10 protein-coding genes are annotated in these 15,318 nt (G+C 38.0%); 5 read left to right on the forward strand and 5 right to left on the reverse strand.

What is annotated here, in order from left to right; all coding sequences use genetic code 11:
- Positions 1 to 62: 62 nt before the first annotated feature.
- Together DBR43_RS23815 and gmd are read right to left on the reverse strand one after the other, a co-directional pair.
- Positions 63 to 2,531 carry an SLBB domain-containing protein gene (locus DBR43_RS23815; protein ID WP_124585535.1) on the reverse strand — a complete coding sequence of 823 codons (2,469 nt, stop codon included), beginning with the start codon at positions 2,529 to 2,531 and terminating at the stop codon, positions 63 to 65.
- Between the two features lie 100 nt (positions 2,532 to 2,631).
- A complete protein-coding gene (gene gmd / locus DBR43_RS23820; RefSeq protein ID WP_124585537.1) occupies positions 2,632 to 3,768 on the reverse strand; it encodes a GDP-mannose 4,6-dehydratase in 1,137 nt (378 codons plus the stop codon).
- Positions 3,769 to 4,388: 620 nt separating this feature from the next.
- Here gmd and DBR43_RS23825 point away from each other — a divergent pair.
- Together DBR43_RS23825 and DBR43_RS23830 are read left to right on the forward strand one after the other, a co-directional pair.
- Entirely contained in the window at positions 4,389 to 6,290 is a 1,902-nt protein-coding gene (locus DBR43_RS23825; protein WP_124585539.1) for a RagB/SusD family nutrient uptake outer membrane protein, read from the forward strand.
- 102 nt (positions 6,291 to 6,392) lie between these two features.
- Positions 6,393 to 6,737 (forward strand): DUF4287 domain-containing protein, encoded by a 345-nt coding sequence (locus DBR43_RS23830; protein ID WP_233603181.1) that lies wholly within the window; start codon positions 6,393 to 6,395, stop codon positions 6,735 to 6,737.
- 11 nt (positions 6,738 to 6,748) lie between these two features.
- Here the strand turns inward: DBR43_RS23830 and DBR43_RS23835 are convergent, their stop codons facing one another.
- Positions 6,749 to 7,282 (reverse strand): helix-turn-helix domain-containing protein, encoded by a 534-nt coding sequence (locus DBR43_RS23835; protein ID WP_124585541.1) that lies wholly within the window; start codon positions 7,280 to 7,282, stop codon positions 6,749 to 6,751.
- 240 nt (positions 7,283 to 7,522) lie between these two features.
- Here DBR43_RS23835 and DBR43_RS23840 point away from each other — a divergent pair, with 240 nt between their 5' ends.
- The 3 genes from DBR43_RS23840 to DBR43_RS23850 are packed head-to-tail and all read left to right on the forward strand — an operon-like array spanning position 7,523 to position 13,405.
- Positions 7,523 to 8,821 carry a TlpA family protein disulfide reductase gene (locus tag DBR43_RS23840; protein WP_124585543.1) on the forward strand — a complete coding sequence of 433 codons (1,299 nt, stop codon included), beginning with the start codon at positions 7,523 to 7,525 and terminating at the stop codon, positions 8,819 to 8,821.
- 10 nt (positions 8,822 to 8,831) lie between these two features.
- Entirely contained in the window at positions 8,832 to 12,023 is a 3,192-nt protein-coding gene (locus DBR43_RS23845) for a SusC/RagA family TonB-linked outer membrane protein (protein ID WP_124585545.1), read from the forward strand.
- A 20-nt stretch (positions 12,024 to 12,043) separates the two neighbouring features.
- The gene (locus DBR43_RS23850) at positions 12,044 to 13,405 is read left to right on the forward strand and encodes a RagB/SusD family nutrient uptake outer membrane protein (RefSeq protein ID WP_124585547.1); all 1,362 of its coding nucleotides are present in this window, start codon (positions 12,044 to 12,046) and stop codon (positions 13,403 to 13,405) included.
- Between the two features lie 72 nt (positions 13,406 to 13,477).
- On the opposite strand, the gene DBR43_RS23855 is transcribed toward DBR43_RS23850, so the two are convergent.
- Positions 13,478 to 13,843 (reverse strand): hypothetical protein, encoded by a 366-nt coding sequence (locus DBR43_RS23855; RefSeq protein ID WP_124585555.1) that lies wholly within the window; start codon positions 13,841 to 13,843, stop codon positions 13,478 to 13,480.
- 472 nt (positions 13,844 to 14,315) lie between these two features.
- Positions 14,316 to 14,888 carry a Crp/Fnr family transcriptional regulator gene (locus tag DBR43_RS23860; protein WP_124585558.1) on the reverse strand — a complete coding sequence of 191 codons (573 nt, stop codon included), beginning with the start codon at positions 14,886 to 14,888 and terminating at the stop codon, positions 14,316 to 14,318.
- Between the last annotated feature and the right edge of the window lie 430 nt (positions 14,889 to 15,318).

Consider the following 15,318-nt stretch of genomic DNA (forward strand, 5'->3'; position numbering starts at 1 on the left):
ATTAGGGGGCTAAATCCAGGATTAAAATGTAGCACTTAGTTTTATAAATCTCCTTAAGTATTTTATCTAAGCAATGACACTACAATTGCTGCCATTGAAGCAACAGCTGTTCCTATTCCAATCCAACTTTGTGCAGTCATTCGTTCACGTTCAGCTCGCTTAGGAACCAGAATTTCAGCACCAGGTTTAACCTTAGGATAGTTATTAAAAAACAAAAACCTTCTCGCAGATTCCACGGAACCATTCGCATACTTAATGTACGCCCCATTTTTAAATGCACTAGCCGTAAAACCTCCAGCCCCATTTATGTACTGCTTAAAGCTCTTGCTTGGTAAATAAACAATACTATTTGGGTTTAAGACTTCACCTGTTACCTTAACAATTTGAAGTTGTCTCGGCACACGAATAATATCACCATCCTCCACAATCAAGTCATACCTGGATTGTGGCTTTTTTAATATACGTGTCAAATCTATTCCAACTAAATCCGATTGAATAAGTCTTTGTTCCACTTCTGCTTTAACAGTATCCTTAACCCCATGTTCCTGTACCCTTTTCAAGCTTAGGAACTTTTTATCGTCTTCCTCTTTATTATTTATAGCATTCTTATCATTGGGATTTATTTTCTCAGCACCGGGTCTTTTTAAAGAAGCCCCATCTGCATAAGCTGTTTGAGTCAACCCGCCAGCTCTTTTAATAAGATCAGAAATTCGCTCATTCTTCTGTGTAATCGTATAAGTGCCCGGATACAGTACTTCTCCTTCCAATTTCACTTGCTTTTGAACCTGATACCCTTCGGAGCTTCTAATTGAAACTACATCAAAAGGTTTCAATATAAATGTGGTGTCAGCAATCCTAAGATTCTGATCAACACTAACGTTAAATACCTCAGCTGTTCTTGCAGATGCAGACATGGCGTCACTATTCTTTATTCGTCGGGAGATTTCAATTCTATTAGGTGTAGCCCCTTCTTTGAAACCACCAGCCATCTGAATCACATCTTCTAATTTCATGTTATCAGCGTAATCAAAAGTTCCTGGAGCTCTAACTTCCCCTTGAATGCTCACTTTGTATTCATCACGAAGATCAAATAAAGACGAAATGGTGACCCTATCTTCTCTTTGAAGATTAATATCAGCTTCAGTTCCTGCAATGATCTTAGCTACATCAAAAGAAAGTAAATGCAATGTATTATCTGCATTTAGACGATTGATGTACCCACGGTTTAAGAAAGCATCCTCTGTTAAACCATCGGCTTTATTAATCAGACCTTTCAATGTTAAGCCCTTATCCAGTTCGTAAGATCCGGGGCGAAAAACAGCACCCATTATCTCTACCTTATTTTCGAATCTATCTAATATTGCCTCGACAATGAACTTATCCCCATTTTTCGGATTATAGGTAGTAAATTCAGGCATGGAAATATCAGTAATACGACGTTCCTTATCTGTATTCTGAAAAGATTTAATTTTAGCGGTATATGCATTAGTAGTGAAACCACCAGCGTAGTTAATCAGGTTTTGTAAAGTTTCTCCTCTGACAATCTCAAAAAAAGCAGGCTGTTTAATTTCGCCTGAAATCTCAACCCGTTTTTCAAAAACCGGGATATTGATCACATCCTGATCTTGTAGCCTGATATTACCTTGTTGAATTCCTTTTAATAAAAAATCATAAACATCAATCGTAGTTACGACCTTGTTGTTACGAATCACCTGAATATTACGAAAGGTACCGTTATGAGAAGGTCCACCTGCAGCGTATAATGCATTATAAACTGTAGCAAGAGAAGGAAGTGTGTAAGTTCCAGTTTTCACAGCCTGACCTGTAATGGTTACCTTAATGCTTCTTATATTCCCTAAGTTAATTGACAAACTGGTCTTTCCTGAACGCAAAGCCGGATAAGTTTTAGACATCGAGGATCTAATCTTAGATATAGCCTGATCAATTGTTAATCCCCCAACAGCAACTCTACCTACAAACTGAAGGTTAATTACCCCATCAGGACTGACCTGAAGGTTATAACTTGCTTCATTATCACCGGTAAGATCTATCAGTAGTTTATCATCAGGACCAATTACGTAACCTTTGGGAGTTGCCATTCTTAAATTTGGCTCAAAAGTAATGGTTCCATTTTTGAAAAGATCAGCACCGAAGATTTTCGGCCCAATTTCTTCATCTTTCACTTTCTTCTCATTATCTACAGCTCCTCCCTCAGTTGTGTCGGTGACTTCACGGCCTGTATTGATAGGTTTAGTTTCGGTTTGAACACCAGAACCCTGCTTACGAATTTTCTCTACTCTAAGTTTCAGTTTCTGAACCTCATCAGCTTTCATTCCTTGTGCAGCAGCCATTTGCTGTAACTGAGCTTCAGAATACCCTATAGACTCTGCTCTTTTTATCATCTGCAGAATCTGTGCATCAGAAAGCTCGTCTACTTTGACATTTGCATAATTAGTTTGGGAATAAGCGCTTTGTGCGACAAGCACAGTAAGAAAAAAAAGTACAGCGGTTATCGTATTTTTAAAATTCATATATCAGATTTTGTGACCCCGTCCTAATATTAAGCAGGACATTACAGTAAGATGTACAATTAAAGCAAGCATCTTCTGTCATTACAACAGTTTTTATATTTTATTCAAAGTAATTTAATGTCTTAAACCCTCCTTGTTTCAGGTATTCATCTTTCTTCATCAAATGAAGATCAGAATGAACCATATCCTGAACCAATAAAGGCAGATCATACTTAGGTTTCCAACCCAATTGAGTATTTGCTTTTGTCGGATCCCCCAATAAAAGATCAACTTCTGTTGGCCTAAAATACTTTTCGTCCACCTGGACAACAATGGTCCCTGGTTTCAGGTATTCATCATTTAGTCCTAATTTCTGTACCAATTCCTGGTCAACATCAATAATTACTCCCCGTTCGTATTGATCTTTGCCACTAAACTCAATTTCTATGCCTAATTCTGCAAAACTCATTTTTACAAAATCTCGGACAGTAGTTGTTACTCCCGTAGCAATCACATAATCTTCCGGTTTTTCCTGTTGTAGAATCAACCACATCGCCTCAACATAGTCTTTTGCATGTCCCCAATCCCTCTGAGCGGATAAATTACCCAGATATAAACAGCTTTGCAAGCCTAAGGCGATTTTGCATGCTGCACGTGTAATTTTTCTGGTTACAAAAGTTTCCCCCCTTACCGGACTCTCATGATTAAACAGGATTCCGTTACAAGCATACATATTATAAGCCTCTCTGTAGTTTACAGTGATCCAATAACCATACATTTTTGCAACTGCATACGGAGACCGTGGATAAAAAGGAGTGGTTTCACTCTGTGGTACAGCTTGCACCAATCCATATAATTCAGAAGTGGAAGCCTGGTAAATCTTAGTTTTTTCAACAAGGCCTAAAATCCTTACTGCTTCAAGTAGTCTCAAAGGTCCGATACCGTCTGCATTAGCCGTATATTCAGGTGTTTCAAAGCTCACTTTAACATGACTCATTGCCGCCAGATTATAGATTTCATCAGGTTGTGTTTCCTGAATGATTCTGATCAGATTTGTAGAGTCTGTCAGGTCACCATAATGGAGTTTGAAGTTTAAATCATTCTCATGTTGATCCTGATATAAATGGTCTATACGTTCCGTATTAAAAGAAGACGAACGTCTCTTTAAACCATGAACGAAATATCCCTTTTTGAGTAGAAATTCAGCAAGATATGCTCCATCCTGGCCTGTGACGCCTGTAATTAATGCAACTTTCATTTGGTGTAGTATAGGTTTAATTTAAGAAGGCAAATATATATCAATTTATTTGAATTGTAAGATAATGATGACAATCCAAACGCTTGTGTAAAGTAAAATGAACAATCAAAAGAGATTTGCACAAAAATTTGCATTTTTGATAAATTTTCAACCTAAATAAAGCTAATCGACACAAAAAAACAATAATTAATAAAACCAAAACCACAGATTCATAAGTATGAAGAAAATTTCAAGGATCAGTATTAAGTTCCCTATGTTGGATACAATCAAGACAGGAGAATCCCTTAACCTGGAGAGTAAATAAAAAAGTAATAATCAGCAGTGAGGTTGAAAAAGGCCCTTTTGTTCTCAGATCAAATTAACCTTAGTTGAGGCCGACTATGAGCTAAACACCATGACAAATCCCAGGGTAATCGACATTTCGAAACGATCAACTTACCCCCTATACATCTTTTATGAGCATAAATTATCTCTCTTTGAGTAAAGGTTACCCAAGGCATCCCCAAAACTCCGGCAAATAATCGTTGAGATCATTAAAATCTCATATGGCAGAAATTTTGCACATAAAAAGAAATTAAATAGAAATAAAAAAGACAATAAACTCAAAATAAAAGCAAAACATGAAGAAAATTCTACTTTTAGCGCTCAGCATCCTGATTCTTGGCTGCAGTAAGGAAAAAGAAATCCTAAAACCGGAAGAAACAATGGTACCAAAACAACAAATTAGTGGCGTTGTAGAAAAAGGGCCTTTCATTCAGGGATCAAAAGTAACCTTAATTGACCTCGACAACAATTTGAATCCAACGGGCAAAACTTACGAAACTACTACAACAAATGATTTAGGTGCATTTGAATTTAAAGACATCGTCTTGACTTCCCCTTATGCAAAATTCTCTATCGACGGGTATTACTACGACGAATTAAGAGGACAATTGTCTACTTCAAGAATTATTCTAAATGCCATTTCTAAAGTAGACGACAAAAAGCAAGTGAATGTAAACCTGCTTACCCATCTTGAAACAGGTCGGATCATTAAGTTGGTAAAGCAGGATAAAATGGATTTTTCAACAGCCAGAAAACAGGCGGAAAAGGAATTGCTTAGTGGACTTGGAATAAATAAAGAATTGAGCAAGGATGCAGATGCAGTGAGTCTTGTAGATGGCAATCAGGATGCCTCAGTGCTGCTGGCATTATCAGTGATTTTATTGAACAATCCATCTCATTCAGACGCCGCTCTATCTGAGCTATTAAGTATAATGAATGGACAACTTGAAGCTGATGGTAAATTTAGTGATGCTGTAAAGGCCATATTTAAAACCTCCGCCCAAAAGATTAATATTAATCAAATAAAAACGAACCTAATCAGCAGATATAAATCTTTAGGTAAAGAAATGAATATTTTGGGGGATCTCAAAACCATTTTAGACTCCTTCGCCATCGCAGCAGAACCAGAAAAACCCATTATTGAGAATGAAGAAAATGTCATCGTAGCCTGGACTGCTGCAACAAACCAGTATGCTAAATTTTTAGAGCAATACTATACATTAGAGGCACTATATGCGCCTGGAAAGGATTACTCGGATATTAAAAACTCGTCTCTGACAGCATTATACAACCATACGATAGATTCCCAGAATCCCATGGTATATGAATTATTTAGTAGCGCCTATCAAGCCATTGTTAAAATAAACACGATTTTAAGAGTAGCAAAAAACATGAATGGGAATGCAATTTCAAAGATTCGTAAAGAAGCACCTGTCCTCACATCCCATATTTATTTTATCATGACAGATAGCTGGGGGAATGTAGTTATGCATGATCCTGCTCAGGAAGATATGCTTTTTGTGCCTCCTGTATCTTCGGCAGAAACTGTTCGCCAATATTGTATTCAGGAGTTAAAAAAGGTCCTTGCAGGTGCAGACATTAACAGCCTGGAAAATAGCAAATTCGGCAGGATAGCAGCTATGGGAAGCGGCCTACTGGCCAAATACTACTTGCAAGCTGGCAATTATGCAGAAGCAAGAACATATCTGGAGCTACTATACCATTCTCCATCTTTCAAGCTGGCCGAAAGACAAAACATCTTTATCAATTCTATAAACAACGAAACTTATACAGGATATGACAGTAGCCTTGGTGCAGGATTCAGCTCTAGTATATTTAATCTCATTGCTAAAAAGGGAAATTATCCTTCATTCATGAGGGCTACAGAAACCATTCTCAATCTTGTAGAACTCGAAATACAAACAGGTAACTTAAGTGCTGCAATATCTTATTTAAACATGGTTAGGGTAAGAAATCAGAAATCAAAAATTTCGGCAGGGAATAAAGAGCAACTGATCAATTATTTGATAGAAGAGTACAAGGAAGATATGAGCATGGAGGGAGTTTACTTCTCAGCTTTAAAAAGGCTAGGAAAAGCTGAAAGTGTCTTAAAAATAGAAAGCTTCAGAAAATTACTTCCCGTTCCATTATTGGAAATCGCACTTAATCATAATGCAAAACAAAATCCCGGGTATTAATCCATAAGGACAACTTCTCATAAGAAAACCTTCGGACATATTTAAAAAGGAGAAATGACCAACCAAATCATTTCTCCTTTTTTATGATTAATCCGCTTAACTATGTTACCTCTACAATTATTTGTCGCAATCCCCCCTCAATTTTGTCATTTATCCATATTTTCACTAAATAATATTACCGCTAGATTTGTTTATATAAACCAACCCAATAACGCGATGTCATTTCAAGCATACCTAAAAACAATTAAAGAGAAAACGGGTCTTGGACCTGTGGATTTTAAAAAAATTGCTGACGAAAAAGGGTTCAGTGAAAATGGACAACTGAAAACTAACATCAAGGCGACAGAGATTGTGAACTGGCTAAAACAGGATTTCGAATTAGGTCATGGACATGCCATGGCAGTTTACGCCCTATTGAAAGGAATTAAAGATGAGAAAAGCGCCTAATGGCGCTTTTCTCATCTTTTTAACCGGTACAAATTAAACCGTTCTTTCGGAACCTTTTTAACCTCGATCAATAGATTCCTTGGCTTCTGATTCAGGATGTCTGATACCCGCATTGGTACAACCTCAAGCCCAAAACGATCCATCAGCTCGGCAACAACCTCAGTAACCAACCTCCATTCCAGAAAAAAGTCGCTTTGTAGCAACTCATCCATAAAACTGGCGAGACCTGGGGTCTTACTTTTCAGATAACCTATTTCGATACCAGCAGCTTTAACATAAGCTTCAATGCTCCCCCAAAGCGCTTCTCTTGAAGGAATTGGAAAATCAGGATCCCCAAGCTGATAATACCTGACACCGAAGCAGGATGCAATCTCCTCTTGTTTGTCGATCCCGATACTCAACCCACCCGCTTCCACAGAAGCAATATAAGGCTGGTAAACGGCTATGGCCGTAGCAAAAGCCTCCTGAGAGATGTTTGCCTTTTTCCGATAGGCTTTAAGCCGCCCGGCGTACTCTGTTCTGACATTCTTTTCTTTTTCTGACATAATTCAAATAGAACGATAGTAATAATATTAATTAATATGACATAAGGTATATTAATCAGTTTATGCGTACATTTACTACACATAATTAACTATTAAGGAATAATAATCAAATTATTATAAATTAATACAAACTTATAAAATAAAAATCATGAAATGTAACCCGTTTAATCTGATCAAATGTCCTCCGGTCTAGCCGCATTCTTCCGCCGCTAATTTTATTATTCAACTAAACTTTTTAAAATGAAAAAAACGACAACACTCATCGTAATGGCTGTGCTATGCCTGATTTTTAATGCAGATGCACAAAAACCCAATCCAGCTATAAAACCGCTAAATGTAGGAGATCAGCTTCCGGAAGCAATATGGGATATGTCCTTTCAGGTGGTCAACCATAAAGAAGGGAAGAAAACCATCTCTTTAAAAGAACATAAAGGTAAATTGATCATTATCGACTTCTGGACGACCTCCTGCGCCGTCTGCATTGACGCGATGCCGAACCTACACCAACTGGAAAAGCAATTTTCCGACAATATGATCAGTATTGGGGCAACCCATGAAAATAGAGAAAAAATTACTTCGTTCATATCTACAAATAAGACTTTAAAAGCATTAAAGATCTATTCTATTGTTCAGGACACCTTGCTAAAGAAATTTTTCCCTCATCGATTGGTTCCTCACTATGTATGGATCGGCCATGATGGATTGATAGAGGCGATTACCTCAGCAGACCAGATAACGGCTGAAAATGTAACACAGGTAATTAACGAAGTGCCTAAAACTATAGAAACGAAGATGGACCTGAATGTAAACAGGCCGCTGTTTATGGATGAAAGGTTATCAGCTGACCAGATTCAACATTATTCCATTCTAGTCAAGGGACTTCAACATGGCTTGGGAAGCGGAATGACAAGAAATCCAATAGGAAATACAACATCCCGAATATGTTTTAGCAATTCCCCAATTCTGACCATGTATGTCATTGCTGCAGGTCATCTATTCAAAAAGAACGGGCAAGATTTTCATCCGTCCAAAAGATTAATCATTGCAAGCTCATATCCTGATCGTTTAACGTATAGCCCTCCTGTAATAGATAAAAAAAACTGGTCTGAGCATAATTTATATACTTATGACCTCGTCATTCCCTTCAAAGATTCCGAAAACTTATATCACTACCTACTTGAAGACTTGAATCGTTACTCTGATTTTATTGGTCAAATCGAAAAAAGAAGAACAAAATGCCTGGTCCTCATCAAAAAGAACAAGAACAAAACGATCGTTTCCAGTTCAGCTAAAAGTAGTTATCCCCTTCAGATCTATGCAAACGTTTTGGATTCAAAAGAGTTCATTCCAATCCCGATACTAAATGAAACAGGAATAAACGATGAGGTAAGACTATTGAAACCAGCAAGTGAAAACATGAAAACATTGCTTGACGAACTTCATGCACTTAACCTCGACCTGAAGGAAGTCTACAGAGAGATTGACTTTCTGGTCATCCGTGATAAAAAAGCAGTCCAATTGTCAACCCAATTAAAATAGCGACGGTGCCATGAAGCATTTATTCATTCTCAGCCTGCTCCTTTCCTGGATGCCAGCTGCTCTGGGACAGACCAGAATTAACGGAACAATTCTTTCATTTCATGACAAAATCCCATTAAAAAAAGTTTCTATAAAGATCAAAAACAATAAAACAACCTTATTTTCTGATGATAAAGGAAATTTTAGCTTAATGTATACAGGCAAACCTATCAATTTGGAGATCTCCTATATCGGATATGAAAGCCAGGAAGTTACGGTAATCAGCCCATCAACAACACCTTTAATCATTCTGCTAAAAGAGGACATCTTCAATTTAAAGGAAGTTATGATTTCCACTGGTTATCAGCAACTACCTAAAGAACGTGCTACAGGATCCTTTACTTTAATTGATCAGAATACCCTTCGTGAACAAGTGAGTACGAATATATTAGACAGACTGGAAGGCGTTGCAAACAGTGTAGTTGCAGATCGTAATACCAGTGCGGCTAACGGAAGATTAATGATAAGGGGACTGAGTACGATTCAGGGACCAAAAGAGCCTCTGATTATTCTGGACAATTTTCCTTATGAAGGAAATACAGAAAATATCAATCCAAATGATGTTGCCAGTATCACTATTCTAAAAGACGCTGCTGCAGCCTCTATATGGGGCGCCCGTGCAGGAAATGGCGTAATTGTAATCACAACTAAAAAAGGGAAGTTAAATCAAAAACTAAGCGTAGATTTCAATATCAACCAAACTTTAACTGACAAGCCGGATCTCTTTTACATCCCGCAAATCTCCTCTTCTGACTTTATAGACGTTGAGACCATGCTATATAACAAGGGCTATTATAAGAATGACATCAATTCTCCTTTGCAACCTGCTTTATCTCCTGTCGTGGAACTACTCATCAAACAGGCCGCAGCATCCGGACTGGAAAAAGAAAAAATAGGAGATCAACTTAATGCATTGAAAAGAATAGATGTAAGAGATGAGTTCAATAAATATTTTTATAGACAATCGCTCAACCAACAATACGCGGTAAACCTTAATGGAGGTTCAGAAATCATGTCCTGGTTGGTTTCCTCGGGCTATGACCGCAATATCAGTAACCTGAACGCACCTTATGATCGCCTCAGTCTTCGGGTGGAAAATATGATAAAGCCAACAAAACAGCTGGAACTAAATATTGGAATTACCTATACAAACAGTAAATCTGAAAATGGCAGGCCAGAATATGGCAGCATCACCGGCCACAAAAACAGCTTGGCACCATACACAAGATTTACAGATGACAATGGAAACCCTTTGGCCCTTCCGAAGTTAATAAAACCAGCTCATGCCTTAAACATTGGAAAAGGAAAACTCCTGGATTGGCAATATTATCCTCTTGAAGACTATAAACACAATACCACTTCTAACATTCAGAATAGTTTACTGGCAAATATAGGGCTTAGGTATAAGCTCCCGTTCGGAATAAGTACAGACATCCGATACCAATATCAACGTCAGCAAACTACTGACAATACGGTGAATGATCAGGAGAGCTATCGTTCCAGAAATTTGGTCAATACCTATACCCAGATCTCAAAAACCGGAGAAGCCATTTACAAAATACCTATGGGTGGGATTCTGGAATACAGAAATCAGCTCATGCAAGCCCATAATTTAAGAGGACAATTAAATGTGGATAAAAGTTGGAATGACCACAGTGTTTCCGCGATTGCCGGGGCAGAATTTCGGGAAACAAATCAGGGAAGTAACGGACTAACCCTTTATGGGTACAATCACGACTTACTCAGTTCCGGTCTTGTGGACTATACTCAGGAATACCCAAGCATCATTAACGGGTCCAAGCAATTTATTCCCCCAGGACCACCAGTTCGTTACGGTCTTACCCGGTTTGTATCCCTATTCAGCAACGCTGCCTATACCTACAAAAATAAGTACACCTTCTCTATAAGCGGGCGCAGAGACGCCTCCAATTTGTTCGGACTAAATACCAATGACAAATGGAATCCATTATGGTCATCGGGATTAAGCTGGGAAATATCCAAAGAACCATTCTATAAGAGCAGTTTCCTTAGCTATTTAAAATTGAGGTTGACCTATGGATTTAGCGGAAATGTAGACCCCTCCAAGAGTGCAGTCACCACGATTCTATATCAGGCTTTGTCTCCTTATACTTTAACGCCCTATGCCAGATTCAACAAATTCGCCAACCCTGAACTCAAATGGGAAACCAACAGAATGATCAATCTTGGTATAGATTTTAGCTTCGCAGCAAACCGCGTTAATGGAAGCATAGAGTATTATCAAAAAAAAGGTGGCAATCTTTTCGGAACCGAACTTTTAGATTACACTTCCGGAATTGGCAGTACCATCATGAAAAATGTCGCTTCCACAAAGGGGCATGGAGTTGATCTGGAGCTCAATAGCTTAAATATAAACCAGGATTTTAAGTGGCGCACAAATCTTAATATCAGCTTTAATCAGGATAGGATCACCGAATATTATTTAAGCAATAGAGAAGCAAGTGTCTTTTTAACCAAAGGCGTTTCCGGGCTAAAAGGAAAGCCCACGTATGCTGTGTTTGCTTACAAGTGGGCCGGCCTTGATCCCCAAACAGGTGAGCCAAGAGGCTACCTCAACAACGAAATCAGCAAAAATTACAACCTTCTTGTAGGATCCGGTGTAAAAATAGAAGATCTAAAATACTATGGCTCCGCAATTCCAACCCTCTTTGGCTCTATAGGCAATACATTTTCCTATAAAAACCTATCGCTAACTTTTCGAATGATGTATAAGTTTGGCTATTACTTTAGAAGGAACAGCATTAACTATTCTTCATTATATTCTCAGGGAATGGGGCATGCTGATTTCTCAAAAAGATGGAAGCAACCCGGAGATGAAAACACAACAAATGTCCCGGCTTATATGTATCCATTCTCTGGTCAGATGCAAACACTTTATTCCTTTGGTGAGTCACTTGTGGAGCGGGGAGACCACATCAGGCTTCACTATGTCCAATTGAGCTATCAACTCAATAAAGAGAATTTCAGACGGCTTCCAATGAAAACCATTCATTTATCCTTTAACATAAACAACATGGGAATACTTTGGAGCGCAAATAAAGAGAAGATCGATCCGGACTTTATCGGAGAAAAAAGCATCCCGAACCCAAGGAGTTATTCTTTTGGACTTCGGACAAATTTTTAACCTAATACATAAAAAACATCATGATGGTATCAAGAAAAATTTATCTCGCCCTTTTCTGTGGCTTGGTTTTCGGGAGCGCAGGTTGTCAGAAATTCCTCGATGCAAAACCAGAAAAGACATTAACTATACCAAGCACATTAGCCGATTTTCAGGCTTTACTGGATAATTATCCCATTTTTGCACCCGATCCTCATGAAGGAGAACATAGTGATGATGACCACTATTTAAACAATGACGACTGGGAGTCACTTTATAGTGATTATGAAAGAAAAATATATACCTGGGAAAAGGAATATCAGTTTGACAGTGAAGCCAACAGTTGGAGTAACACTTATCGCACAATCTACTTTTGCAATACAGTACTGGAAGGATTGCAAAAGATAAATAGAAACCCTAAAAATTCTGCAGAATGGGATCATCTGAAAGGACAGGCGCTATACTACCGTGGAAAACGACTACTGCAGGCCAGCTTTATCTGGACACCAGCCTACGATAAAGGCACAGCCAATTCAGATCTCGGGCTTCCATTACGATTCAGTGCAGATTTCAATATAAAGTCCAAAAGAGCCTCTGTAGAAGAAACTTACCTTCAATTATTGAACGACCTGAAATCTTCCATCCAATTGCTACCCATAAACCCTGTTAGCAAAGTAAGACCATCAAAACCGGCCTGCTATGCTTTGCTATCACGCGCTTATCTATCGATGAGAGATTATGTAAATGCAGGTCTTTATGCGGATTCCTGTCTACAACTGAATCATGAACTTATAGATTATAATGATTTAGATGGAACGGAGATCAACCCGCTAAAAAGATTCAATACAGAAGTGATTGCAGAAAATGAAATTGGCGAAGGTCAGGCACTCAACTTTACCCGGGGAAGAGTAAGTCCAGATTTATACAATATGTATGATCAGGATGACCTGAGAAAAGAGATGTTATTCAGCAACAATCCAGATGGAACCCATGGCTTCAGAGCGCGATTAGTAGGAACAACAGGTTTATTTGGAGGAACAGCGACGAATGAAGTTTACCTTAACAGGGCTGAATCTTATGCCAGAGCGGGAAAAACTACTCTGGCTTTAAACGACTTAAACAAATTGCTTTTAAAGCGTTGGAGAAAAAACAAATTTAATCCCATCTCTGGCTTGGATGCAAAAGAGGTTCTTGATCTAATCTTAAAAGAACGCAGAAAAGAGCTGTTATTTAGAGGAATCAGATGGGTAGATCTAAAAAGGTTAAATAAAGAAGGTCGCAATATTGTATTAACAAGAAACCTTAATAACAAAATTTATAGACTCGAACCAAACGACTTAAGATATACATTACTTATTCCACAGGATGTAATTACACGTTCAGGTATGCAGCAAAACCCGCGTTAATCTGTTGAAAATAACTTAAAATAAAACCCCTACGCTTTATAGGGGTTTTAAACCCATTTTATCAGACGGTCATCAAGGGGCGAACTTTTTTGATTCAGCATTATTTAGGATAGTGACGGCGTTGTCACTATATTCAGTTAAAAAATAGGCCTCTAAATCTTCAGATGTCATTACGGAAGCGTCTACCAACAAAGTGCATGGGATATTTCCTAAAGCTAAACAACCGGTCTGATTACCGGGATCTTCTTTTGCCCAGTTATCTCCATTAAGAATAGCTGCAGGAATGGACGCCGCTGATGTAGGATGTGTATAATACCATCTTGTTTCCGCCCTCTCTTTCGCCTTTGTAAACGGCTTAAAAGCAAACACCAATCCGATTACTGCTACTAAAACTATCGTGGCCATGGCACTTAACCAGGCCTTCTTATTTGTTTTCATATCAATTCCTTCTTAAATTAAAAAATTATTCATCTGTGCCTGTAAAGTAGGCTTCCCGAAAAACATCTGACGCTCCACCAAATGTATTTTCCTTCCCTATCTGACACGGCAATGCCGTGAACACTGCAAACTTTTTCATCTCATCTTTTTTTTAGGAGTACATACCGTTTCAAAGCTTTGTCATATCGGATGTCATGCCCCTCCTTCCGCAGGCGGGCTACCAGATATTTGACGGTACGCTCACAGCACTCCATTCGCCTCGCTACAAAAGCGACACTTCTGGCCTGCTTGGAACCGATCAGGCTCAATAATCTGCAAAGTCGGTCTCGGTAAAATATCTGAGTCATACAATCAGCTTTTATCTTCACTAATTTAGATGGGCAGAGGGCAATCAGCGCTCAATTCAGATAGAATTAGAAGCGCTAAAAAATCAAATAAGTTGAGAATCTAAAGGGCATTTTGGAAGATAATTCTATTTAAGCTTTTTGATGATCTTGCTCATTGCCTGTTCAGATACGTGGAAATGACTGGCTATACTTTTTTGTGACACCATGTTTAAAATACCCGGATAAAGACTGCACAGATAGCTTAATTTCTCCTTTGTATTGATGGAAGCGTAAATACCTAAATGTCTGTTACATTCAATTAGTTTCTGAATAGAAATGTTTAAACTGATTTTATTAAATTCTGGATCTTCCTCACACATGGCCTTCCAGGCAAAATAATTTAAACAAATGATTTCAGCCTTACTTTCGCATACAATCCCTTGCCTGGATGAGACCCGATTAAAGAAGCTCTCAATGGAGGTCATATATTCACCGGAACCGCTAAAACCAACGGTTCTGTCTTTATCGTTTACATGCTCATAATACCTAAAGAAGCCATTATTAACGAAATAAAGATTTTTACAAAACTCGCCAGGATAATGCAGGTGAATTTTCTTTCCCACAGTCCTCCATTCCCCACTTTCTTTTAGTAAACGAATACTTTTATCCGTTAGCGTTCCATATTTTTTTAACGATTCAATAAGAGCAGCATGCTTCATAGGGATGATTTTGATCCATAGCCAATAATTGAGTTGTACCATACTCCGGGATGAATAGGTAACAGATAGAATTCCTTAAGATTACCAGGGATTACTCAGGTGGCCAGATAAGCATGAAATTGGACATAGGCGTTAATTCAGATAAAAATCATTCCCACAATATAGTCAATTTCCTAAAAAAATAAAACAACATTAAAATATGTGATTTAGTTACAATATTTAACAAAATACTTTACAAATAAATTAAAATTATGTTCAACAATACTCCACGAATCTTTCATTTCGACTCAAGATATCAGCCTTTTAGCCATCCTTCGCGCAAAACAAAACAAACAAAATAAAAAGACACAAAATGTTGTTATAGTTAAATAATTGATATAGATTCAACAAATAACCTCTTGATATATGCAGAATAATCCTAATCATCTTA

This window comes from Pedobacter sp. KBW06 (assembly GCF_003852525.1).
Taxonomy (GTDB): Bacteria; Bacteroidota; Bacteroidia; order Sphingobacteriales; family Sphingobacteriaceae; genus Pedobacter.